General features: G+C 61.0%; 20 protein-coding genes. 4 read left to right on the top strand and 16 right to left on the bottom strand.

The window, feature by feature from the left end:
• Nucleotides 1-212: 212 nt before the first annotated feature.
• From HBO23_RS05475 to HBO23_RS05440, 8 genes are all read right to left on the bottom strand, one after another.
• Nucleotides 213-743 (bottom strand): hypothetical protein, encoded by a 531-nt coding sequence (locus tag HBO23_RS05475; protein WP_017139487.1) that lies wholly within the window; start codon nucleotides 741-743, stop codon nucleotides 213-215.
• A 97-nt stretch (nucleotides 744-840) separates the two neighbouring features.
• Nucleotides 841-1,401 carry a phosphonate degradation HD-domain oxygenase gene (locus tag HBO23_RS05470; protein ID WP_017139488.1) on the bottom strand — a complete coding sequence of 187 codons (561 nt, stop codon included), beginning with the start codon at nucleotides 1,399-1,401 and terminating at the stop codon, nucleotides 841-843.
• Nucleotides 1,398-2,528, bottom strand: coding sequence for a TIGR03364 family FAD-dependent oxidoreductase (locus tag HBO23_RS05465; protein ID WP_170036788.1), 1,131 nt, complete (start codon nucleotides 2,526-2,528; stop codon nucleotides 1,398-1,400). Before HBO23_RS05465 ends, HBO23_RS05470 begins: the two co-directional genes overlap by 4 nt.
• Nucleotides 2,529-2,654: 126 nt before the next feature.
• Nucleotides 2,655-3,671, bottom strand: a complete 1,017-nt coding sequence (locus tag HBO23_RS05460) for a putative 2-aminoethylphosphonate ABC transporter substrate-binding protein (RefSeq protein ID WP_017139490.1) — start codon at nucleotides 3,669-3,671, stop codon at nucleotides 2,655-2,657.
• A 22-nt stretch (nucleotides 3,672-3,693) separates the two neighbouring features.
• Nucleotides 3,694-5,418, bottom strand: a complete 1,725-nt coding sequence (locus HBO23_RS05455) for a putative 2-aminoethylphosphonate ABC transporter permease subunit (RefSeq protein ID WP_170036786.1) — start codon at nucleotides 5,416-5,418, stop codon at nucleotides 3,694-3,696.
• Between the two features lies 1 nt (nucleotide 5,419).
• Nucleotides 5,420-6,484: a putative 2-aminoethylphosphonate ABC transporter ATP-binding protein gene (locus HBO23_RS05450; RefSeq protein ID WP_170036784.1), complete on the bottom strand. Its 1,065-nt coding sequence runs from the start codon at nucleotides 6,482-6,484 to the stop codon at nucleotides 5,420-5,422.
• Nucleotides 6,485-6,708: 224 nt separating this feature from the next.
• Complete coding sequence (locus HBO23_RS05445) at nucleotides 6,709-7,572, bottom strand: LysR family transcriptional regulator (protein ID WP_017139493.1); 864 nt, start codon at nucleotides 7,570-7,572, stop codon at nucleotides 6,709-6,711.
• Between the two features lie 16 nt (nucleotides 7,573-7,588).
• Complete coding sequence (locus HBO23_RS05440) at nucleotides 7,589-9,883, bottom strand: heavy metal translocating P-type ATPase (protein ID WP_138450121.1); 2,295 nt, start codon at nucleotides 9,881-9,883, stop codon at nucleotides 7,589-7,591.
• An 85-nt stretch (nucleotides 9,884-9,968) separates the two neighbouring features.
• Here HBO23_RS05440 and cadR point away from each other — a divergent pair, with 85 nt between their 5' ends.
• The gene (cadR, locus tag HBO23_RS05435) at nucleotides 9,969-10,418 is read left to right on the top strand and encodes a Cd(II)/Pb(II)-responsive transcriptional regulator (protein ID WP_017139495.1); all 450 of its coding nucleotides are present in this window, start codon (nucleotides 9,969-9,971) and stop codon (nucleotides 10,416-10,418) included.
• Nucleotides 10,419-10,559: 141 nt separating this feature from the next.
• On the opposite strand, the gene HBO23_RS05430 is transcribed toward cadR, so the two are convergent.
• Nucleotides 10,560-11,393 (bottom strand): thymidylate synthase, encoded by an 834-nt coding sequence (locus HBO23_RS05430; protein ID WP_138452860.1) that lies wholly within the window; start codon nucleotides 11,391-11,393, stop codon nucleotides 10,560-10,562.
• Between the two features lie 53 nt (nucleotides 11,394-11,446).
• A complete protein-coding gene (lgt, locus tag HBO23_RS05425) occupies nucleotides 11,447-12,259 on the bottom strand; it encodes a prolipoprotein diacylglyceryl transferase (RefSeq protein ID WP_056857664.1) in 813 nt (270 codons plus the stop codon).
• A gap of 212 nt (nucleotides 12,260-12,471) precedes the next feature.
• Here lgt and HBO23_RS05420 point away from each other — a divergent pair, with 212 nt between their 5' ends.
• Entirely contained in the window at nucleotides 12,472-13,218 is a 747-nt protein-coding gene (locus HBO23_RS05420) for an NRDE family protein (RefSeq protein WP_170036782.1), read from the top strand.
• A gap of 97 nt (nucleotides 13,219-13,315) precedes the next feature.
• Here HBO23_RS05420 and ptsP read toward each other — a convergent pair whose 3' ends face one another.
• Both ptsP and HBO23_RS05410 read right to left on the bottom strand, forming a co-directional pair.
• The gene (gene ptsP / locus HBO23_RS05415; RefSeq protein ID WP_017139499.1) at nucleotides 13,316-15,595 is read right to left on the bottom strand and encodes a phosphoenolpyruvate--protein phosphotransferase; all 2,280 of its coding nucleotides are present in this window, start codon (nucleotides 15,593-15,595) and stop codon (nucleotides 13,316-13,318) included.
• Nucleotides 15,596-15,617: 22 nt separating this feature from the next.
• Nucleotides 15,618-16,097 (bottom strand): RNA pyrophosphohydrolase, encoded by a 480-nt coding sequence (locus HBO23_RS05410; protein WP_003176750.1) that lies wholly within the window; start codon nucleotides 16,095-16,097, stop codon nucleotides 15,618-15,620.
• A 143-nt stretch (nucleotides 16,098-16,240) separates the two neighbouring features.
• On the opposite strand from HBO23_RS05410, the gene HBO23_RS05405 reads away from it, so the two are divergent.
• Nucleotides 16,241-16,897, top strand: a complete 657-nt coding sequence (locus tag HBO23_RS05405; protein ID WP_017139501.1) for an HAD family hydrolase — start codon at nucleotides 16,241-16,243, stop codon at nucleotides 16,895-16,897.
• 102 nt (nucleotides 16,898-16,999) lie between these two features.
• Here the strand turns inward: HBO23_RS05405 and HBO23_RS05400 are convergent, their stop codons facing one another.
• Genes HBO23_RS05400 through ilvA form a run of 4 tightly spaced genes read right to left on the bottom strand, consistent with a single transcriptional unit; the run spans nucleotide 17,000 to nucleotide 20,719 of the window.
• Nucleotides 17,000-17,467 (bottom strand): DUF2269 domain-containing protein, encoded by a 468-nt coding sequence (locus HBO23_RS05400; RefSeq protein ID WP_017139502.1) that lies wholly within the window; start codon nucleotides 17,465-17,467, stop codon nucleotides 17,000-17,002.
• Between the two features lie 24 nt (nucleotides 17,468-17,491).
• Entirely contained in the window at nucleotides 17,492-18,745 is a 1,254-nt protein-coding gene (locus HBO23_RS05395; RefSeq protein WP_170036780.1) for an SDR family oxidoreductase, read from the bottom strand.
• Between the two features lie 4 nt (nucleotides 18,746-18,749).
• Complete coding sequence (locus HBO23_RS05390; RefSeq protein ID WP_170036778.1) at nucleotides 18,750-19,163, bottom strand: DUF2269 family protein; 414 nt, start codon at nucleotides 19,161-19,163, stop codon at nucleotides 18,750-18,752.
• Nucleotides 19,164-19,204: 41 nt separating this feature from the next.
• Entirely contained in the window at nucleotides 19,205-20,719 is a 1,515-nt protein-coding gene (gene ilvA, locus HBO23_RS05385; protein WP_017139505.1) for a threonine ammonia-lyase, biosynthetic, read from the bottom strand.
• A gap of 137 nt (nucleotides 20,720-20,856) precedes the next feature.
• Here ilvA and rpiA point away from each other — a divergent pair, with 137 nt between their 5' ends.
• Nucleotides 20,857-21,528: a ribose-5-phosphate isomerase RpiA gene (gene rpiA, locus HBO23_RS05380; protein WP_005792336.1), complete on the top strand. Its 672-nt coding sequence runs from the start codon at nucleotides 20,857-20,859 to the stop codon at nucleotides 21,526-21,528.
• Nucleotides 21,529-21,595 lie beyond the last annotated feature (67 nt).

Genomic DNA, 21,595 nt, shown 5'->3' with positions numbered 1-21,595 from the left:
TTGGTGACGCCGTCACGGTTAATATCGAAGTGAATATTCCACTCCAACGCCCCGTCACTATCAAAGTCATAGGCGGCGTTCCATATCACCGGGGTGTTATCGCAAGGGTGAATAGCGCATGGAGGTTTCCTGAAAAGCTAATTCATGCCTCGTGCGCTCACCAGCGCACACAGTCGATGCCCGCTGTAAGAAGGCTCGACATGTGTCGCCCCTTAACGCCAGTTGAACTTCAGATACAGATTGGCCATTGATTGCAGTGCCTTTAGATCCATGGTGTCGAACAGCTCAAGAGGCAGCGCTTCGTCATCCAGTTGCATTACGCCCATGCCGAGGCTATCGCACGCGGTGACGCTGAACTTCAGCCGCTGTTTTTCAATCATGGGTTTTTCGTTCTGATAGAGATCCAAGCGAACTTCGGCGGGGTCGCCTGCGACGGTGAAACGGCTCACATAAAAGTTGATCGAGCGGTTGGGCATGGGTGGACGGCAGAGCCAATTCACTTTCAATACAGCATTGGCAAAATCCTTGAGTAACGCCCTGTCCCTCTCCCCCGAGACACCATTGCCGTCGATGTCACCGGTGATCTGGTAATCGACCAGGCCATCCGCAGATAAGTCGACAGCTGTGGCCTGGCGCACCAGCTCATCCGGCAGCTTTGGCGTGCGTTGAAAAAACAGAAGGTCCACGGTATCCGCCAAAGCATTAGCACTTTGATCCTTCACGGCAACTCTCAAATAACGCATCTAAATCGCTCCCTTAATCAGAGGGCGTACCTTACAGAGTGCGTGGACATTGACTCCATGCGCTGCGTCCGTGTCATCGGTCGGAATCACGCCATTCTTATGAAGGCAACGTCAGTAGCCGCCGAGCCTTGAACTTTAATACCTCCAAGTCCAGTACAGGCACGTGCATTTGCTTGGCCTGCTCATCCCAATCACGCAGGCGCAGGCTGACCTCGCAAAGCGGATCTTGCTCAAAAGCCCGAGCCTCTTCGGCCGTCATCACACCGCCCTGGTAACCCAGGGTACGGCGGCTGGCTTCACTCAAGCGCGCGCAGTAGTCCGGCTGGCTGAAGGTCAGGTAGCGTTTGGCTTGCACGTGGTACTCCACCAGTTTGGCCATGCGCTCGCTGAAGCCTGCGCGGCGCAAATAGTCCGCACCCAGGCGTTCGTGGCTGACCACGCCATAGCCGCCCATGTTCTCACCGCCCTGCCCGCAGAGATGCCCTATGTCGTGGAAAAACGCCGCCAGCACCACCTCATCGTCGAAGCCTTCGGCCATAGCGAGCTGCGCAGCCTGGGACATATGTTCGATCTGCGACACCGGCTCACCGATGTAATCGGCCGCGCCGTGCTGTTCGTATAAGCCGAAGACTTCGGCGATTGCCTGTTCCGGATTCATGATGCGTCTCCCCACAATGCTGTGATATTTCGCTCGGCCATCGCCGGGCCAACGCTCATGCCTACGCCGGAGTGCATCAACGCCGCGCTCACGCCCGGCGCCGCACGCAGGAATGAAAACGGCGCCGGGCCGCGTGAGCCATACACACCCTGCCAGCGTTCCACCACCTGGATTTTGCAGCCCAGCGTCTGCTCCGCCAGCTCGATCAGCCAGTCATCAACTTGCTCGGCATTGAACGGTGATGCATCGCTGCCGTAATCGTGGGAGTCGCCGATGATCAGCTCGCCATGGGGCGTCGGGCTGATCAGCAAGTGAATGCCGTGCTCTTGCAAATGCGGCGCTTCGCGCAGGATCTGCGCCTGCACTGGCGCAGCTTCCGGCAGGTCGGCAAACGCGCCGTAGTGCACGCAACTAAGGCCCGTGAGCAATGCGTGTTGCAGGTTCAGGTTGAGCGCAGGCCGGGCGCGCAGCATTTGCAGGCGACAGATGCTCGGGTTGAGCCCGGCAATCGACTCCGCCAACAAGGTTTGGTAGTCATGACCGGAGCATACGATGACCTGCTCACCGCGAAAGCTGCCCGCTGTAGTGTGTACTTGACCAGGCTCAACGTCGCGCACCAGCGTGGAGAAATAGAACTGCACCTTCAATTCCTGGGCCAGGTAATTGATCAGCGCCGGGATCGCTTCGCGCGAATACAGTTGCTGATCATCCTTGCCATGCAGCGCGGCACGGTGATGGCGAAACTGGCCGCCGTACAGGTCTTTCATCGCCGCGCCTTGCAACAGCTCGACGTTGTAGTCGTGTTCTTGCGCCCGGCCAGCGCAGAAGGCTTCCAGCAGATGTTCTTCGGCTTCGGTGCGGGCGAACAGGTAGGAGCCGTTGCGCTTGAGCTGGATACCGGCCACCTGTGCCCAGTGCGCCCAGATATCACGGCTTTCCTGCGCCAGATCAAGCATCGGCCCGGGGGGTTGGCCGGTGACCAGTGCCTGGCCGAAGTTGCGCACGGAGGCCCCCAGCGGTGTGGCGCTGCGCTCGAAGACCTTGACCTTTAGGCCGCGTTTGGCGGCGGCGTAGGCGTGGGACAGGCCGAGGATGCCGGCGCCGATGATTAACAGATCGCTACTCATGTGTTCCTCTCGTTCCCACGCTCTGCGTGGGAATGCATCCAGTGACGCTTTGCGTCACGACTTCCAAGAGCGGACGCGGAGCGTCCAGGGCAGCATTCCCACGCGGAGCGTGGGAACGATGATCAGTTACTGCTTCTCCGACTTTCCGTCATAACGCTTGCGCCATTCGGTCAGGATGCTGTCGCGGTTTTTCGAGGCCCAGGCGAAGTCGTTCTTGATCAAGCGTTGTTCGTAATCAGCCGGCAATTCGGTCTGCGGCTTGGCGATACCCGGCTGGGCGAGGACGGCAAAGTTGTCCTTGTACAGCTCCATCGCAGCGGGGCTGGCGGAGAAGTCGGCAAGTTTTTTGGCCGCATCGGCGTGAGCAGTGCCCTTGATCACGGCAGTCGCTTCGATGTCCCAGCCCAAGCCTTCTTTGGGCAAGATAATGTCCAGCGGCGCGCCTTGGCGTTTGAGCTGCACGGCCGGGTACTCAAACGAAATACCAATCGGGAATTCCCCGGAAGCCGCCAGCTTGCACGGCTTGGAGCCGGAGTGAACGTACTGGCCGATGTTCTGGTGCAGGTCGTCCATGTACTGCCAGCCCTGCTTCTCGCCGAAGGTCTGCAGCCAGGCGCTCACATCCAGGAAACCGGTGCCGGACGACGCCGGGTTGGGCATCACGATCTTGCCCTTGTACTCAGGCTTGGTCAGGTCTTGCCAGCTCACCGGCTTGGTCAGGCCTTGTTTCTCGGCTTCGACAGTGTTGAAGCAGATGGTCGCAGCCCACACGTCCATGCCGACCCAGGCCGGTGGGTTGGCGGCGTCACGGTAGTTTTTGCCGATCTTGTCCAAGTCCTTGGGCGCGTAGCTATCCAGCATGCCTTGCTGATCGAGAATCGCCAGGCTGGAGGCAGCCAGCCCCCACACCACATCCGCCTGCGGGCGGGCTTTTTCGGCCAGCAGTTTGGCAGTGATGATGCCGGTGGAGTCGCGCACCCACTTGATATCGATATCCGGGTTGGCTTTTTCGAAGGCCTGTTTGTAGGTCTTCAACTGCTCGGCTTCGAGGGCCGTGTACACCGTCAACTCGGTTTTGGCGGCAAAGGCATTCAGGCTGAATGCGCTGAGTAGAGCAGCGGCCAGGGCCAAGGGCTTGAACATGGAGCACCTCCTTCAGGGACTTTTATTGGCCGGGCGCGGTTTGGCGCCAGGCTTGAGAGCGGCGTAAAGCGCCACGTGAGGCCCACGCCAGCAGCAGCGAGACGCCGGCCGACGTGAACAGGATCAGGGTCGACATGGCCGCAGCGCCGCCCACATTGCCGGCGTCGTCCATGTTCAACACGGCGACGGCGGCGAGGATGGTGTCGGGGCTGTAGAGGAAGATCGCGGCGGACACGGTGGTCATCGCCGACACAAACAGGTAGCGCACGATATCCAGCAGCGCGGGCAGGCAGATCGGCACGGTGACACGCAGATAGTGGCGGTACAGCGGCGCCTTGAGGGACAGCGCGGCAGCTTCGAACTCGGCATCCAACTGGCGCAGCGCGGTGGTTGCAGTCATTTGCGCGGTGGTCAGGTAGTGCGCAATGGTGCACACCACCAGCAACGTCATGGTGCCGTAGAACACATGCAGCGGGTTGCCGTTGAGGTTGAAGAAGAACACGTAACCCAGGCCCAGCACCAAGCCCGGCACAGCCATCGGCACAAAGCTGAGCATGCGCAGCGCCAGGTTCAGGCCTTTCTGGCCCTTGGTCTTCTCCATCAGGTAGGCGCCGGTGAAGATCAGCACACTGCCGATCAGCGCGGTGCACAGGGCCATGGTCAGGCTGTTGCGATAGGCCAGCCAGCCGCCGCCGGCCGTGTCTTCAAACTGGTAGTGATTGAGCGACAAAGACAGGTTGTAGGGCCAGAACTTCACCAGCGAGGAGTACACCGCCATGCCGAACACCAGCAGCAACACGGCGCAGATCAACAACACAATCGCCAGGTAGCAGCCATCTCTTAAGCGCGACGGCGCCGGCTGGAACACTTGGGCGCGGCCGCTCATGGCGTCGCCATGACGACGGCGCAGCCAGGCATCCACAGCAAAGCTGAACAGCGCCGGCAGCAGCAACACCATGCCGATCAAGGCGCCGCGACCGAACTGTTGCTGGCCGACCACCGCCTTGTAGGCTTCCAGCGCCAACACCTGATAATCGCCACCCACCACCACGGGCACGCCGAAGTCGGTGATGGTCAGGGTGAACACCAGGCAAAACGCCGCGAATACCGCCTGACGCGTGGCCGGCCAGGTAATGCTGCGAAACGCTCGGGCCGGGCTGGCGCCCATGCTGGAGGCGGCATCGAACAGGCGCGCATCCGCCAGGGACAGCGCCGACAGCAGAATCATCAGGGCATGTGGGAAGGTGTAGATCACTTCACCCAGCACAATGCCCCAGAAGCCGTAGATATTGTCCGAGAGCAAACCACGCAACATGCCCTGGTTGCCGAACAGATAGACCAGCGCAATACCCGGCAACATCGACGGGGCCATCAATGGCAGCAGCGACAGGCCGCGCCAGATCGGCTTGCCGGGAATCAGCGTGCGTTGCAGTGCGTAGGCAAACAGGTAGGCCAGCGGTACGACGATGGCCGCCACACTGAGGGACACTTTCAGGCTATTGCCCAACAACCAATGAAAGTTGGCGCTGGTTACCAGCTCCCGCGCCGCGACCAGCCCGCCGCCCTGCCCGGCTTCGCTGCTGAAGCCGCGCCAGAAGATCGCCAGCAACGGCAACAACACCGCAATGCCCAACAGGAGTAACCAAAGCAGTTTGCCGCCGACCACAAAAATGCGGTCGCCAAGCTCAGCGCGGGAAACATGGCGAGCCACGTGGTCGGGTATCGGCAGACTCATATCGGCAGCCATCTCAGGCAAACACCTGCAGGCTGCGCGGCGGCAAAGCCACCCAGATATCCTGCGCGCCCAGGCGCGGCATGGCTTCGGGGGCCAGTTCGGCCAACAGCGGGTGGCCAGGCAATTGCTCCAGCTCAAAGCTCATGCGGCAGCGGTTGCCGAGGAAAGTGATCTCGCGGACCTTGGCCGGGAACAGGTTTTCTTCATGCACCAGCGGGTTGACGCTGATGGCTTCCGGGCGGCAGAACAAGCGGCCGGACTTGGCTTTGCTGGCGCTGTCATCCAGGCGCATGTGCAGGCCGCCGACTTGGGCATGACTGTCGCTGCTGCGGCTGAACGGCAGCCAGTTGCCCTGGCCGACAAATTCCGCCACAAACGGCGTGGCCGGGCGGTCGTAGATTTCCTGGGGCGTGGCGTACTGCTCGACCTTGCCGTTGTTCATCACGGCAATACGGTCGGCCATCAGCATGGCCTCGTCCTGGTTGTGGGTGACCATCAGCGTGGTGATGCCCAGGCGCCGTTGCAATTGGCGCAGCTCGGTACACAGATGCTCACGCACGCGGGCGTCGAGGGCCGACATGGGTTCGTCCAGCAACAGCAATGACGGCGCCGGCGCCAGGGCACGGGCCAGGGCCACGCGCTGTTGTTGGCCGCCGGAGAGTTGGCCGGGGTACTTTTTTTCACTGCCGACCAGGCCGACCAGTTCGAGCATCTGCCCGACGCGCTTGCGCACTTCGTCGCGACCACTGCCGGTGAGGCCGTAGCCGATGTTCGCTTCGACGGTCAGGTTGGGAAACAGCGCGTAAGACTGGAACAGAATGCCGTAGTCCCGCGCCTGCGGCGGTAGCAAGGAAACATCGCGTTTGCCCAGGTAAAGCTCACCGCTGTCCTGGCGCTCCAGGCCGGCGATACAGCGCAGCAAGGTGGTTTTGCCGCAGCCGGACGGGCCTAGCAGGCACACCAGCTCGCCGGCCGCGACCTCCAGGGACACGTTGTCCAGCGCGGTGAATGCGCCGAAGCGTTTCTGGATACCGCGCACCTTCATTGGCGCACCGGGTTGGGTCAGGGCTGTGTTCATGCAAGGCACCTCATCAAACTGATGAAGGCCATGCTAGGCGGGCAATGCGTCCCTCTTGTGGCAGAAAGGCAAAAGGCAGTGATAGTGGTATTGGTGGATTTGGGTGTAAGGCGATCGTTCCCACGCTCTGCGTGGGAATGCATCTTGTGACGCTCCGCGTCACGACATTCAAGCGCAGACGCGGAGCGTCCAGGGCGGCATTCCCACGCGGAGCGTGGGAACGATCAGAGCGGCGACATTTCCTGCGCCAACCCCAGAAACGCCGCCGGCAACCGCGCGCCTTTGCGCTCTTTGAGGCAGTACAAATACTCGGGAATCTGCGGTGCATTCTCGATGGTCAGCACCCGCAGTTGTGGGTCATGGGGCACTTCCTGGCGGGCAATGATGCTGATGCCGATGTTGCGCAGCACCGCCTCGCGAATCGACTCACGGCTGCCGATTTCCAGCAACGGCCCGTAACTCACGCCGGCGCCCTGCAACATCTCTTCAGTCAACCGCCGCGTGGTGGAACCGGCTTCGCGCATCAGCAGCGTATGCCCGGCCAGCGCACTCAGTGGCACATGTTCAAGCTTGGCCAGGGGATGATTGCGATGCACCGCCAGTACCAGCGGGTCGGTGCCCAGCACGCGGCGGATCAGGCGTGGGTCTTCGAGCAGTTGCGAGGAGGCCGCGACATCGACGCGGTAATCGTCCAGTGCTTCGAGCACTTGTTGGGAATTGCCGATTTCCACCGAGACGTCCACATGGGGCAGGCGTTCGCGAAAGGCTTTGACCAGATCGAGGATGTAATACGGCGCCGTGGCGGCAATCCTCAAAGCGCCCTGGACCTGGCCAGTATTGCGCAGGAAAAACTCGATATCGGCCTCTTGCTGCAACAGCGCCTTGACCATCGGCAGCAGGCGCGCGCCGTCGTCACTGACGGTGAGGCGCCGCCCGCCGCGGTAGAACAGTTCAACGCCGTATTGGCTTTCCAGGTTGCGAATCTGGGTGGTGACGGTGGGCTGGCTCAAGCCGAGTTTTTTCGCCGCCTGGGTAATGCTGCCCAGGCGGGCGACCATAAAAAACGCCTTTAACTCAGCACTCAGCACACCGCCCTCTCATCCTCTATTTGCGCAACAGGCGCAGACCGTTGAATACCACCAGCAGGCTCACGCCCATGTCCGCGAACACCGCCATCCACATGGTCGCCATGCCCAGGAAGGTGACTGCCAGGAAGATCGCCTTGATCACCAACGCCAGGGCGATGTTCTGCTTGAGGATACTCGACGTTTGCCGCGACAGACGAATGAATGCCGGAATCTTGCGCAGATCATCGTCCATCAGCGCCACGTCGGCAGTCTCGATTGCCGTGTCAGTGCCGGCTGCGGCCATGGCAAAGCCGATTTCGGCGCGGGCCAGGGCCGGGGCGTCGTTGATGCCGTCGCCGACCATGCCTACCCGGCGGCCTTGGCCGTAGAGGGTTTCAATGGCTTGCAGCTTGTCGGTGGGCAACAGATCGCCCTGGGCCTGATCGATGCCAACCTGCGCCGCAATCGCCTGGGCGGTGTGGGTGTTGTCGCCGGTGAGCATCAGGGTCTTGATGCCCAGCGCGTGCAGTTGCTGGATGGCTTCGCGGCTGCTGTCTTTTACCGTGTCAGCCACGGCGAACAACGCCAGCGGGCCGGACTTGTCGAGCAGCAACACCACGGACTTGCCTTGTTTTTCCAGGGCGAACAGCTTTTCTTCCAGCGCCGGCGAGCACAGGCCCAGGTCTTCCACCAGACGGTGGTTGCCCAAGTGGTAGGTTTCGCCGTTGATGTCGCCACGCACACCGCGACCTGGCAAGGCCTCGAAGTTATCCACAACGTGGCTTGGCAAGTTTTTATCCACAGCTGCCTTGGCGATGGCCAGCGACACCGGGTGGTCGGAGCGCCCGGCCAGGCTGGCCGCCAAGGCGGGTGCGCTGTCTTCGACGTTGGGGAACAGCGCCAGGTAATCGGTTTGCACCGGTTTACCGTGGGTGATGGTGCCGGTCTTGTCGAGGGCCAGGTAGTCGAGCTTGTAACCACCCTCCAGGTACACGCCGCCCTTGATCAGGATGCCTTTGCGCGCCGCAGCCGCCAGGCCGCTGACGATGGTCACCGGGGTGGAAATCACCAGGGCGCATGGGCACGCGACCACCAGCAATACGAGGGCGCGGTAGATCCAGTCGAACCACACGCCGGCCATGAACAACGGTGGGATAATCGCCACGCCCAAGGCAAACAGGAAGACTGCCGGGGTGTAGACCTTCGAGAAGCTGTCGACAAAGCGCTGGGTCGGCGCCCGTGCGCCCTGGGCCTGTTCCACCGCGTGAATGATGCGCGCCAGGGTCGAATTGTTCGCCGCTGCGGTGACCTTGTACTCAAGGGAACCGGCCTGGTTGATGGTGCCGGCGAAGACCTTATCGCCTACGGTTTTTTCAATCGGCAGGCTTTCGCCGGTGATCGGCGCCTGATCGATGGTGGATTGGCCGGCAGTAACTTCACCGTCCAGGCCTATGCGTTCGCCGGGTTTTACCCGCACGATCGCGCCCAATTCAATACTTTTTACCTCCTGTTCAAGCCACGAACCATCGGCCTGCTGCACCGTGGCCTGTTCCGGCGTCATTTGCATCAGGCCGCTGATGGCATTACGCGCACGGTCCAGAGACTTGGCTTCGATCAACTCGGCCACCGTAAACAGGAACATCACCATGGCCGCTTCCGGCCACTGGCCGATCAGGATCGCACCAGTTACCGCGATACTCATCAGCGCGTTGATGTTCAGGTTGAGGTTTTTCAGGGCGATCCAGCCCTTTTTATAGGTGGTGAGGCCGCCGCTGAGGATCGATACCAGCGCCACCAAGGCAATTACCCAGGTCGGTGCCACGCCCGTGAAATGCAACACTTCGGCGCCCAATGCACCTACGCCCGACACCGCCAACGGCCACCAATGTTTCTTGGCAGGCGGCGCGGCAGCAGGTGTCCCCTCTTCGATAGGGTCGGCTTGCATGCCGATGGATTTGATCGCCGCGATGATCGGCGCAGTGCTCGGCAGGTCATGGGTGACGCCGAGGATGCGGTTGATCAGGTTGAATTCCAGCTGCTGCACACCGGCAAGCTTGCCCAGTTTGTTCTGGATCAGCGTCTGTTCGGTGGGGCAGTCCATGGCTTCGATGCGGAAAGTGCTCAGGCGCGAGCCGGCCGTCGGCGCTTCGCTGAGCGTAACCACAGCAGGCGCTACCTTGCTGGAACAGCAGGAATCGCCATGGCTGCCATGCTCATGTTTTTTGACCGGGGTCAGCGTGGCGCCGTGGTCGTGGCTATGTTCGTGGCTATGGTCATGATCATGGTCGTGCTTGTGATCATGTTTTTTCGGGGTGTGGATGGAATCGCTCATTCTGTCGCGTCCGTAAAGGTGCCTGTTGCCAAGTAAAGACCCTGTAGCCACTATAGGGTCAAGCACCCATTTGGAGATTGCTGCGATGAAGATCGGTGAATTGGCCAAACTGACCGATTGTCAGGTGGAAACCATCCGTTATTACGAAAAAGAAGGCCTGCTGCCGCCCCCGGCGCGCACCGATGCCAATTATCGCGTGTACACCCAGGCGCACACCGAGCGGCTGATCTTTATCCGCAACTGCCGCAGCCTGGACATGACGCTTGAAGAAATCCGCAGCCTGCTGGGGCTGCGCGACAGCCCGCAGGACCAGTGCGAGAGTGTGAATGCGTTGATCGACGAGCATATCCACCATGTGAAAGCGCGGATCGATGGGCTGTTGGCGTTGCAGGCGCAATTGCTCGACCTGCGCCAACGCTGCGGCGGTGGGCCGGATCTGGACCAGTGCGGGATTTTGCAGCGGCTGGAGGTCAGCGGCAGTGTGGCGGCCAGCGAGGCTGAGCCTTCGCATGTGGGCAGAAGCCACGGGCATTAAGGTGTATACAAAACAACTGTGGGAGCTGGCTTGCCTGCGATAGCGGTGGATCAGAGGCATTTGTATCGCCTGATACTTCGCTATCGCAGGCAAGCCAGCTCCCACATAAGCCAGTTGCCACATTTTTGACCGAGGCGGTCTTTAGATGGCGACGTCAGCCTTGATGCTCGGATCGGCGTCGTAGCCCACAATCTCGAAATCTTCGAACTTGTAGTCGTAAATCGACGCCGGCTTACGCTTGATTACCAGTTCCGGCAGCTTCTTCGGCGTGCGCGCCAGCTGCGTACGGATCTGTTCCATATGGTTGCTATAGGCATGGGTGTCGCCGGTGGTGACGATGATCTCGTGCGGGATCAGGTCGCATTGCTGGGCCAGCATATGGGTCAGCAACGCCAGCGCGGCGGTGTTGTACGGCAGGCCGAGGAATACGTCGGAGCTGCGGATGTACAACTGCATCGACAGATGGCCGTCATGCACAAACGCCTGGTACAGCAGGTGGCACGGCGGCAGGGCTTGCTTGCCGTTGCGCGCGTTTTCCTGCGGGCTCTTGGTTTCGTCCGGCAGGTATTCGACGTTCCAGCCGTGGAACAGGATGCGACGGCTGTTGGGGTTGTTCTTCAACGTGTCGACCATGTAGTCGATCTGGTTGATGGTGCCGCCGTCCTTGGTTGGCCAGGCGGTCCACTGCTCGCCGTACACCGGGCCGAGGTCGCCGTCTTCGGTGGCCCATTCGTCCCAGATTTTCACGCCGTTTTCGTTCAGCCACTGGATGTTGGTATTGCCGCTCAACATCCAGATCAATTCGTTGGCGATGCTTTTGAAATGAAGCTTCTTGGTGGTCAGCAGCGGGAAGCCGTCGGCCAAGTTATGCCGATACTGACGGGCAAACACGGCTTTGGTGCCGGTGCCGGTGCGATCGCCCTTGGTCAATCCATTGGTCACGACGTCGTTCAGTAGTTCGAGATATTGCTTCATGTTTTTACCCGTATCAAAGAAGCCGAGGCTCGCAAAAGCCTCGGCATTCGAATTTAAAGCGCGGCGTTCTTGATGCCTTGCGGGCGATTGTAAGCCCACCACAGCAGGCCCAGGCCCGCCAGGATCATCGGCATGCTGAGAATTTGCCCCATGGTCAACCAGCCCCACGCCAGGTAGCCCAGCTGTGCATCCGGCACGCGGACGAACTCGACGATGAAGCGGAAGATCCCGTAGAACAACGCAAACATGCCGGAAACCGCCATGGTTGGGCGTGGCTTGCGCGAGAAGATATAAAGAATCAGGAACAGTGCCACACCTTCCAGAGCGAACTGGTAGAGCTGCGACGGGTGGCGTGGCAGTTGCGCCGGGTCGCTGAAGGGTGGGAACACCATGGCCCACGGCACGTCGGTCGGCTTGCCCCACAACTCGGCATTGATGAAGTTACCGATACGCCCGGCACCCAGGCCAATCGGCACGAACGGTGCGACGAAGTCCATCAGTTGGAAGAACGACTTGCCGTTGCGGCGGCCGAACCACCATGCGGCAATCATCACGCCGACAAAGCCACCGTGGAACGCCATGCCGCCCTTCCACACTTCGAAAATCAGCGTCGGGTTGGCGATATAGGCCGGAAGATCGTAGAACAGCACATACCCCAGGCGTCCGCCGACGATCACGCCCATCGACATCCAGAACACCATGTCGGAGAGCTTCTCCTTGGTCCAGGTCGGGTCGAAACGGTTCAGGCGCCGGGAAGCCAGCAGCCAGGCACCGCCGATGCCGATCAGGTACATCAACCCGTACCAATGGATTTGCAGCGGACCGATGGCCACGGCCACCGGGTTGATCTGCGGGTAAGGCAGCATTGCGACTCCTCGTTAAATCATTAGTCATGGCGCACCGGACCATGCCGGTGTGGGATTAAGCCTGCGTTACAGCCGCAATTTCAAATTAAGAAGGTTAGACACGCCCAATAGCCCGGCATGTTAACGGATGGAAGGCGCTCGGCCCAACTTCGATACGATGGATAGCCATCCGCTGTATGGGTAGAGTGAACAAAACACAAAGGGAACGCCTTATGTGCCTGATTGTTTTCGCCTGGCGGCCGGGCCACGCCCAGCCGCTGATCGTCGCGGCCAACCGTGATGAGTTCTACGCCCGCCCCAGCCTGCCGCTGGCTCAGTGGCCGGATGCGCCACATGTCTACGCTGGTCGCGACCAGGAAGCCGGTGGCACCTGGCTTGGGGTGAACGCCGAGGGGCGGTTTGCTGCCCTGACCAATATTCGCGACCCGCACCAGCCGCCTGCACGTAAGTCCCGAGGGGAGTTGGTGGCGCGATTTCTCAGTGGATCGCTGCCAATTGACGAATATTTGGCCGATGTTAACGGCCGTTCGATTGAATACTCCGGTTTTAACCTGCTGGTAGGCACGCGGGATGAGCTGTGGCATTACAACGCCAATGAGACCGAGCCGACGCGGTTGGAGGCTGGGGTTTATGGCCTGTCGAATGCCGGCCTGAATACGCCCTGGCCCAAATTGCTCAAGGCCAGGGCGGCGTTGGGTGAATTGCTGGAACACCCACAGCCGCAGGCCTTGCTGGAAATCTTGAGCGACCCGCAGACCGCACCATTTGCCGACTTGCCGGACACCGGCGTGGGCTTGGCGACCGAAAGCCTGCTCTCCAGCGTGTTTATCGCCAGCCCCAGTTATGGGACGCGGGCGAGTACGGCGTTGATTGTGAATGCCGATGGGACGCGGCAGATGGTGGAGCGCAGCTTTGGGCCACTGGGTGGGCGGCTGGGAGAGGTCGAACTGAACATTTGATGGCGCTTGGGCTGCCGTCATCGCAGGCAAGCCAGCTCCCACATTTTGAACTGTGAACACAGTCAAATGTGGGAGCTGGCTTGCCTGCGATAGCGGTCTAGAGGGTTTTTGCAGAAGCCGGGTTGATCATTCGCGTCAGCCCCAGGTTCTTCAGCGCCAGTTGCAGCGAGCTGTGGATAACTTGCGGGTTGTCGATGGTCATCAACTCGGCCAGCAGGTCCTTGGCCATGCTCAGCTCAACCTGACGCAACATCCACTTCACCTTCGGCAAGTTGGTGGCGTTCATCGACAGGCTATCAAAGCCCATTGCCATCAACAGCACCGCTGCCGCCGGGTCGCCGGCCATTTCACCGCAGATGCTCACCGGCTTGCCTTCGGCATGGGCGTCGCGCACCACATGCTGCAGGGCTTGCAGCACTGCCGGGTGCAGGTAATCGTAGAGGTCGGCCACCCGTGGGTTGTTGCGGTCCACGGCCAGCAGGTACTGGGTCAGGTCGTTGGAGCCGACCGAGAGGAAGTCCACTTGCCGCGCCAGTTCTTTGGCCTGGTACACCGCCGCCGGAATTTCGATCATCACGCCAATCGGTGGCATCGGCACGTCGGCGCCTTCGTCGCGTACTTCGCCCCAGGCGCGGTGGATCAGGTGCAGCGCTTCTTCCAGCTCGTGCGTGCCGGAGATCATCGGCAGCAGGATACGCAGGTTGTTCAGGCCTTCGCTGGCCTTGAGCATGGCGCGGGTCTGGACGAGGAAAATTTCAGGGTGGTCGAGGGTTACACGAATACCGCGCCAGCCAAGGAAGGGGTTGTCTTCCTTGATCGGGAAATACGACAGTGACTTGTCGCCGCCGATGTCCAGGCTGCGCATCGTCACCGGCAACGGGTGGAAGGCGGACAGTTGCTCGCGATAAATCGCCAGCTGCTCCTTCTCACTCGGGAAACGTTGGTTGATCATGAACGGCACTTCGGTGCGGTACAGCCCCACACCTTCAGCGCCGCGCTGTTGCGCTCGGGCCACATCGGCCAGCAAGCCGGTGTTGACCAGCAGCGGCACACGGTGGCCATCGAGGGTGACGCATGGCAGCTCGCGCAGCGAATCGAGGCCCAGCGCCAGTTGCTTCTCTTCTTCCACCACCTCGGCGTATTGCTTGCGCAGCAGCTCGCTGGGGTTGGTAAAGACTTCGCCACGATGGCCGTCGACGATCATGTCGATGCCGTCGACCTTGGAATACGGCAGGTCCACCAGGCCCATTACCGTCGGAATACCCATGGCCCGAGCCAGGATCGCGACGTGGGAGTTACCCGAACCCAGTACCGACACCAAACCCACCAACTTGCCCTCTGGTACTTCGCCGAGCATGGTGGCGGTCAGTTCTTCACTGATCAGGATGGTGTTGTCGGGGTAGACCAGGTTGGTGGTGCGGTCTTCCTGCAAGTAGGCCAGCAGACGGCGGCCGAGGTCGCGCACATCCGAGGCGCGCTCACGCAGGTAGGCGTCGTCCATCAGTTCGAAACGGTTGACGTGATCGGTGACCACCTGGCGCAACGCGCCCTGGGCCCACTGGCCGGTCTTGATCACGGTTTTGACTTCGTTACCCAGGGACGCGTCGTCGAGCATCATCTGGTACACGTCGAACAGCGCGCGCTCTTCGGGGCGCAGTTGCGTGGCCAGCTTGGTCGACAGGTTGCGCATGTCGGCGCGCACGCCTTCCAGGGCAGTCTTGAACAGTTTGATTTCAGCGTCGATGTCATCGACGGTCTTGTCCGGCACCACATCCAGGTCGGCTGGCGGCAGCATGACCACGGCCGTACCGACCGCAGCGCCCGGCGAACCTGGCACGCCGACGAACTTGGCTTCCTGGATGCCCTTGCCCTGACGGCCCAGACCACGAATCGAACCCGTCGCCTCAGCATGGGCAATAACCCCGGCGAGCTGCGCGCTCATGGTCACGAGGAAGGCTTCTTCGCCTTCATCGAACTGGCGGCGTTCTTTTTGCTGGATGACCAACACGCCGACAACGCGGCGGTGGTGAATGATCGGTGCGCCGAGGAACGAGGCGTAGCGCTCTTCGCCGGTTTCGGCAAAGTAGCGATAACGCGGGTGATCGGCCGCGTTTTCAAGGTTCAGGGGTTCTTCACGCGTCCCCACCAGGCCCACCAGACCTTCATTGGGCGCCATGCTGACCTTGCCGATCGAGCGCTTGTTCAAGCCCTCGGTGGCCATCAGCACAAAACGGTTGGTCTCTGGGTCCAGCAGGTAAACCGAGCAGACCTGGCTGCCCATGGCTTCCTTGACGCGCAACACAATAATCCCCAACGCCGCCTTGAGATCCTTGGCGGAGTTAACTTCCTGGACGATCTTGCGCAGCGTATTGAGCATGGCTCGGGGTCGAACTCCGTCGTCAGTCGCGCGCTAAAAGGCGCGGGGCAAGCTCTTTGAGAGCGCGACGATAAACCTCGCGCTTGAATGTCACCACCTGGCCCAACGGGTACCAATAGCTGACCCAGCGCCAGCCATCGAACTCCGGTTTACCGGTCAAATCCATTCGCACCCGCTGCTCGTTGGAGATCAGGCGCAAAAGAAACCATTTCTGCTTCTGGCCGATGCACAGCGGTTGGCTGTGGGTACGCACCAGGCGTTGCGGCAAACGATAGCGCAACCAGCCACGGGTACAGGCCAGAATTTGCACATCTTCGCGCTCAAGGCCGACTTCTTCATTCAACTCACGGTACAAGGCGTCTTCAGGGGTCTCGTCGGGGTTGATTCCGCCTTGAGGAAACTGCCAGGCATCTTGGTTGATTCGGCGAGCCCATAGCACCTGTCCGGCATCATTCGTAAGAATAATCCCGACATTAGGACGGAAACCATCGGGGTCGATCACGGCAACAACCTCGCAAACGCATGTCGCCGCATTGTTCCACAAAGGTTGTTCCAGCGGCAACGAGGCTTCTTACCTTATGTGCACTCTTGTGAAAAGACCGTATTCTGGACGCCTTTTTACAGACTTTTCAGCGAGTAACTGCAATGCGCCTGGCTTTATTCGACTTGGACAACACGCTTCTCGGCGGTGACAGCGATCACGCGTGGGGCGATTACCTCTGTGAGCGTGGGATTCTTGACCCGGTGGCCTACAAAGCCCGCAACGACGAGTTTTACCAGGATTACCTGGCCGGCAAGCTGGATAACGCCGCCTACCTGAACTTCAGCCTGGAAATCCTTGGCCGCACCGAGATGGCCCAGTTGGACGAATGGCACCGCGACTTCATGCGCGACTGCATCGCCCCACTGATGCTGCCGCTCGCCCTGGAACTGCTGGCCAAACACCGCGCCGCTGGCGACAAGCTGGTGATCATCACCGCCACCAACCGCTTCGTGACCGCGCCGATCGCCGAGCTGCTGGGGGTTGAAACCTTGATCGCCACTGAATGCGAGATGGAAAACGGCCGATATACCGGGCGCAGCACGGATATCCCGTGCTTCCGTGAAGGCAAAGTGACGCGCTTGAATCGTTGGCTGGAAGAAACCGGGTACAGCCTGGAAGACAGCTACTTCTATAGCGATTCGATGAATGATTTGCCGTTGCTGGAGCAGGTAGCGCATGCGGTGGCGGTGGACCCGGACCCGAATTTGCGTGCCGAAGCCGAGAAGCGTGGCTGGCCGGTGATTACCCTGCGTAGCTGATGACGCTATCGCAGGCAAGCCAGCTCCCACACTTTAGATGTATTCACAGATCAAAATGTGGGAGCTGGCTTGCCTGCGATGAAGCCGGCTCGGTCCCAAGCCCTAAACCGGCTTGGCCACCATCAAATAGAAAATCACCAGAAACGCCAGAAACGCCGGCCAGCCCAGGCCAAACCACCAGCGCATATAGGTCGCGGCCTTGATCGGCATCGCCGTGCCATCGCGCAGCGCCTGCTCCGCCATCTTGTGCACACGAATCTGCAGCCACACCACCGGCAGCCAGCAGACACCCGCCAGCACATACAACGCGAACGTCCACTGCAACCAGCTCTGCTGCATCGACCAGCCCGCCAAGTACATCAAGCCGATGCCACTCAACGGCTGAAAAACCGCCGTGGTCGTGGTAAATGCCCAATCCGCGAACACCAAGTGTTTGAAGGTGACCGCGATCACTTCCACCTTGCCGCTGCGCCAGGCGCGCAAGGCGTAATACGCCGAGCCCGCACCCAGGCCAAACAGGATGGTCGAGGACAGGATATGCAGGGTTTTCAACAGCAGGTAAGCGTTCATCGGCGGGGCTCGGTCGAAAAAGGTTCAGTCCAGAGAAGGTTCAGTCCAGAGGAGCCAAAGGGTCGCCACCATGAGTACCAGATTTTTGGCGACCGCCGCGTAAGGATCAAACCAGTAATGGGGCAGGACTATGCTGATAATCACGGTATAGCCGCCCATCAACAGTAATTGCAGGATCAGCGCCGACCTGCGCCAGCGCGCAACCAGCAACCCCAGGCCCAACAGGCCATCACACACCGCCCCGGCGATCACGGCCACTGTCGCCCAAGTGCCCTGCACACCGGCCTCGGCCATGATGCGCAGGCCCCAGGCGTAACCCGGCCCAACGCAAACCGCCGCCGTCCCCAGCCAGATCAGCACCAATACCGCCAGCATCAGCGGGCGAATGGTGCGCTGGCTGCTTTGGGCCGCCGTGGGCCAGCCTTGCAGGCGTGAGGCTAACGGCGCGGCGGTGTAGCCGCAGACCGACGCCAGCACCTCGGGGTCGGCGACGTTATCCCGCTGAGCCAGGGCAATGCTTTGTGAGTTCAAGGCGCGCCAGCCCAGGCGATCACCCAGCCAGCCGCCCAACCCCAGCAATGGCGCTTGCAGGTATCGGCCTGCGCGCCAGCCTTGAGCGACGCGCAGGTGATCAATGACTTGAGCGAGCCGCATCGGTGCTGGCCCCACCAACGGCAGTACCAATGATTCGGCAGGCCACTGGCGCAACACGGCCAGCACCGCGCCGACCAGGTCGTCGATATGCACCGGCTGCAGTTGAGCGTTGAGGTCCAGCAATGGAATCAGCGGCCAGGGCGACAGCCCCGCCAACCAGGCACTGCTGGCGCCCCCCTCGCCCACCACCAGCGAAGGCCGCAGCACCACGGCGGGTACGCCAAGGCTCAGCAGATAGTCGTCAGCAGCGCCTTTGCTGGCAAGAAATGGCACATCCGATTGCGCTGAGGCGCCGAGGGCAGAGATCTGCAACACTCGCACACCGTGATGGGCGGCCAGATCAAACAGCGCGCGGGCGCCCTGATCCTGGACGCGGCTCAGCTCGGCCGCATCCACGCTCAACAACCCCGCCGCATTGATGACTAAATCGACCGACTCAGGAAACACCCAGCAACCTGGGTCGGCAGCCAACCGGCCCAAATCCAGCGCCTGCCATTGCACCCCTGGCCAGCCCTGACTTCGAGGCTTGCGACACGTCGCGATCACACTGTGCCCAGCCTGCTGCAGGGCACGCAGCAAGTGGCCACCGACAAAGCCGGTGGCGCCGACAAGCAGAATATTCATGCGGTTAAACCGGCTTGGCGCCCATCAACCCGGCAATCGCTACAAACCCCACCAGGCTGACCACCGCCAGCACCAGGGTGAAATTCAGGTTGCCGCCACCGCCCAATCGCAGGCGATTAAGCCGCGCCACCAGCCAGAACCACGCCAGCGCCGCCACGGTGTAGAGAATGCTGGAGCCCAAAATCCAGGTTTGCCCCAGCGGCCAGCCGAGCAAATGCACCAGCCACCAGCCGGTGAACGGCATGCTCACCACGCACACCCCCATCAGCAACCACACGAACGCCCAGGGGCGTTGCACGGTAACCGTCGGGCCGGCGCTGCGTTTGCGCCAGGCCAGTACCGCCAGCCCGAGGCCGCTGAGCAACAGCAACACGGTGGCGGTGATGTGAATAACCTTGAGGGTGGTCAGCGTTTCCATGGTCTTGATTCCTTAAAAGGCCGCCCAGTCAGCGTAGTCGCTCAACCGAGGAACAGCTGGTAAGCCGGGTTTTCGCTTTCATCCCAATACGGGTAGCCGATTTCTGCCAACGCGGCCGGCACCAGGTGGCGCTCGTCTGTCGGCACTTGCAGGCCTGCGACCACACGGCCGTCGGCTGCGCCGTGGTTGCGATAGTGGAACATCGAGATGTTCCAGCGCCCGCCTAATTTGTTAAGAAAGTTGAACAACGCGCCCGGACGCTCGGGGAACTCGAAGCGAAACACCAGCTCGTCGCTGACTTTGGCTGCATGGCCACCCACCATATGGCGAATGTGCAACTTGGCCAGCTCGTTTTCGGTCAGGTCCAGCACCGGGAAACCCTGGCTTGTGAGGCTGGCGATCAACGCGCTGCGCGGGTCGTTTTCCGGGTGAGTCTGCACACCCACGAAGATGTGCGCCTCGCGGCCGGAGTGGTAGCGGTAGTTGAATTCGGTGATCTGGCGCTTGCCCACGGCCTCGCAGAACGCCTTGAAGCTGCCCGGTTGCTCGGGGATGGTCACGGCGATGATGGCTTCGCGGCCTTCACCCAGCTCGGCGCGCTCGGCCACATGGCGCAGGCGGTCGAAGTTGACGTTGGCGCCGGAGTCGATGGCCACCAGGGTCTGCCCGGTCACGCCACGGGTCTCCACGTATTTCTTGATACCCGCCACGCCCAGCGCACCCGCAGGCTCGGTGATGGAGCGGGTGTCGTCGTAGATGTCCTTGATGGCCGCGCAGATTTCGTCGGTGCTGACGGTGATCACTTCGTCTACATAGTCTTTGCAGATATCAAAGGTGTGCTGGCCGATCTGCGCCACCGCCACGCCATCAGCAAAGATGCCGACCGTTGGCAGCACCACGCGCTCGCCTGCGGCCATGGCGGCTTGCAGGCAGTTGGAGTCATCCGGCTCGACGCCGATGATCTTGATTTCCGGGCGCAGGTATTTCACATACGCCGCAATCCCGGCGATCAGCCCGCCGCCGCCCACGGGTACAAAAATCGCGTCCAAAGGCCCAGGGTGCTGGCGCAGAATCTCCATCGCCACGGTGCCCTGCCCGGCAATGGTGTGTGGATCATCGTAAGGGTGAATGTAAACGTAGCCTTTTTCGTCGACCAGTTTCAGCGAGTAGGCCAGGGCTTCCGGAAAGGAATCACCGTGCAGCACCACTTTGCCGCCACGCGAGCGCACGCCTTCGACCTTGATCTCCGGCGTGGTCTTGGGCATCACGATGGTGGCTTTCACCCCCAGCACCTTGGCCGCCAGGGCCAGGCCCTGGGCGTGGTTGCCCGCCGAAGCGGTGACCACGCCGCGCGCGCGTTCTTCGGCGCTCAGTTGGGTCAGCTTGTTGTAGGCACCGCGAATCTTGAACGAGAACACCGGCTGCAAGTCTTCACGCTTGAGCCAGACCTTGTTGCCCAGCCGCTCGGAGAGCTGGCGCGCGGTCTGCAAGGGGGTTTCTACGGCAACGTCGTAAACGCGCGAGGTGAGGATCTTTTTGACGTACTGTTCAAGCATCGGAAAGCATCACTGGGCGGGTTGGGCAGGGCCAAGGAGTCTAACCCAGCGTTTAGCCGGGCGACCACACGAATCCCGAGGTTTTGTTGGGTTATACTCGCCGCCCTCGATAATTCCCCGCCCGTTCCGGAGCCCGCATGACCCAGGATCAACTCAAACAGGCAGTGGCCCAGGCCGCCGTCGATTTAATCCTTCCTAAACTCGACGACAAAAGCATCGTCGGTGTCGGCACCGGCTCCACCGCCAACTGCTTTATCGATGCACTGGCCCAGCACAAGGGTGCCTTCGACGGCGCCGTAGCCAGCTCCGAAGCCACCGCCGCGCGCCTCAAGGGCCATGGCATTCCAGTGTATGAGCTCAACACCGTGAGCGACCTGGAATTCTACGTCGACGGCGCCGATGAAAGCGACGAGCACCTGAACCTGATCAAAGGCGGCGGCGCAGCCCTGACCCGCGAGAAGATCGTTGCGGCCGTGGCCAAGACCTTTATCTGCATCGCCGACGCCAGCAAGCTGGTGCCGGTGCTCGGCGCCTTCCCGCTGCCGGTGGAAGTCATCCCCATGGCCCGCAGCCACGTGGCCCGCGAGCTGGTGAAACTGGGCGGCGACCCGGTGTACCGCGAAGGCGTGTTGACCGACAACGGCAATATCATCATTGATGTGTTCAACATGCAGATCACCAACCCGGTGGAGCTGGAGACGCAGATCAATGCGATCGTTGGCGTGGTGACCAATGGCCTGTTCGCGGCGCGCCCGGCGGATGTGTTGCTGCTGGGTACTTCTGAAGGCGTTAAAACCCTCAAGGCCTAAAACTCAAGGCCTGGCTTTATGTGGGAGCTGGCTTGCCTGCGATAGCATCACCTCGGTCTGACTTAAA

The organism is Pseudomonas sp. WS 5532 (assembly GCF_012985445.1).
In the GTDB taxonomy this organism is placed as follows: domain Bacteria; phylum Pseudomonadota; class Gammaproteobacteria; order Pseudomonadales; family Pseudomonadaceae; genus Aquipseudomonas; species Aquipseudomonas edaphica.
Note: the sequence above shows the minus strand (reverse complement) of the source record. Positions and strands in the feature narration are given on the sequence as shown.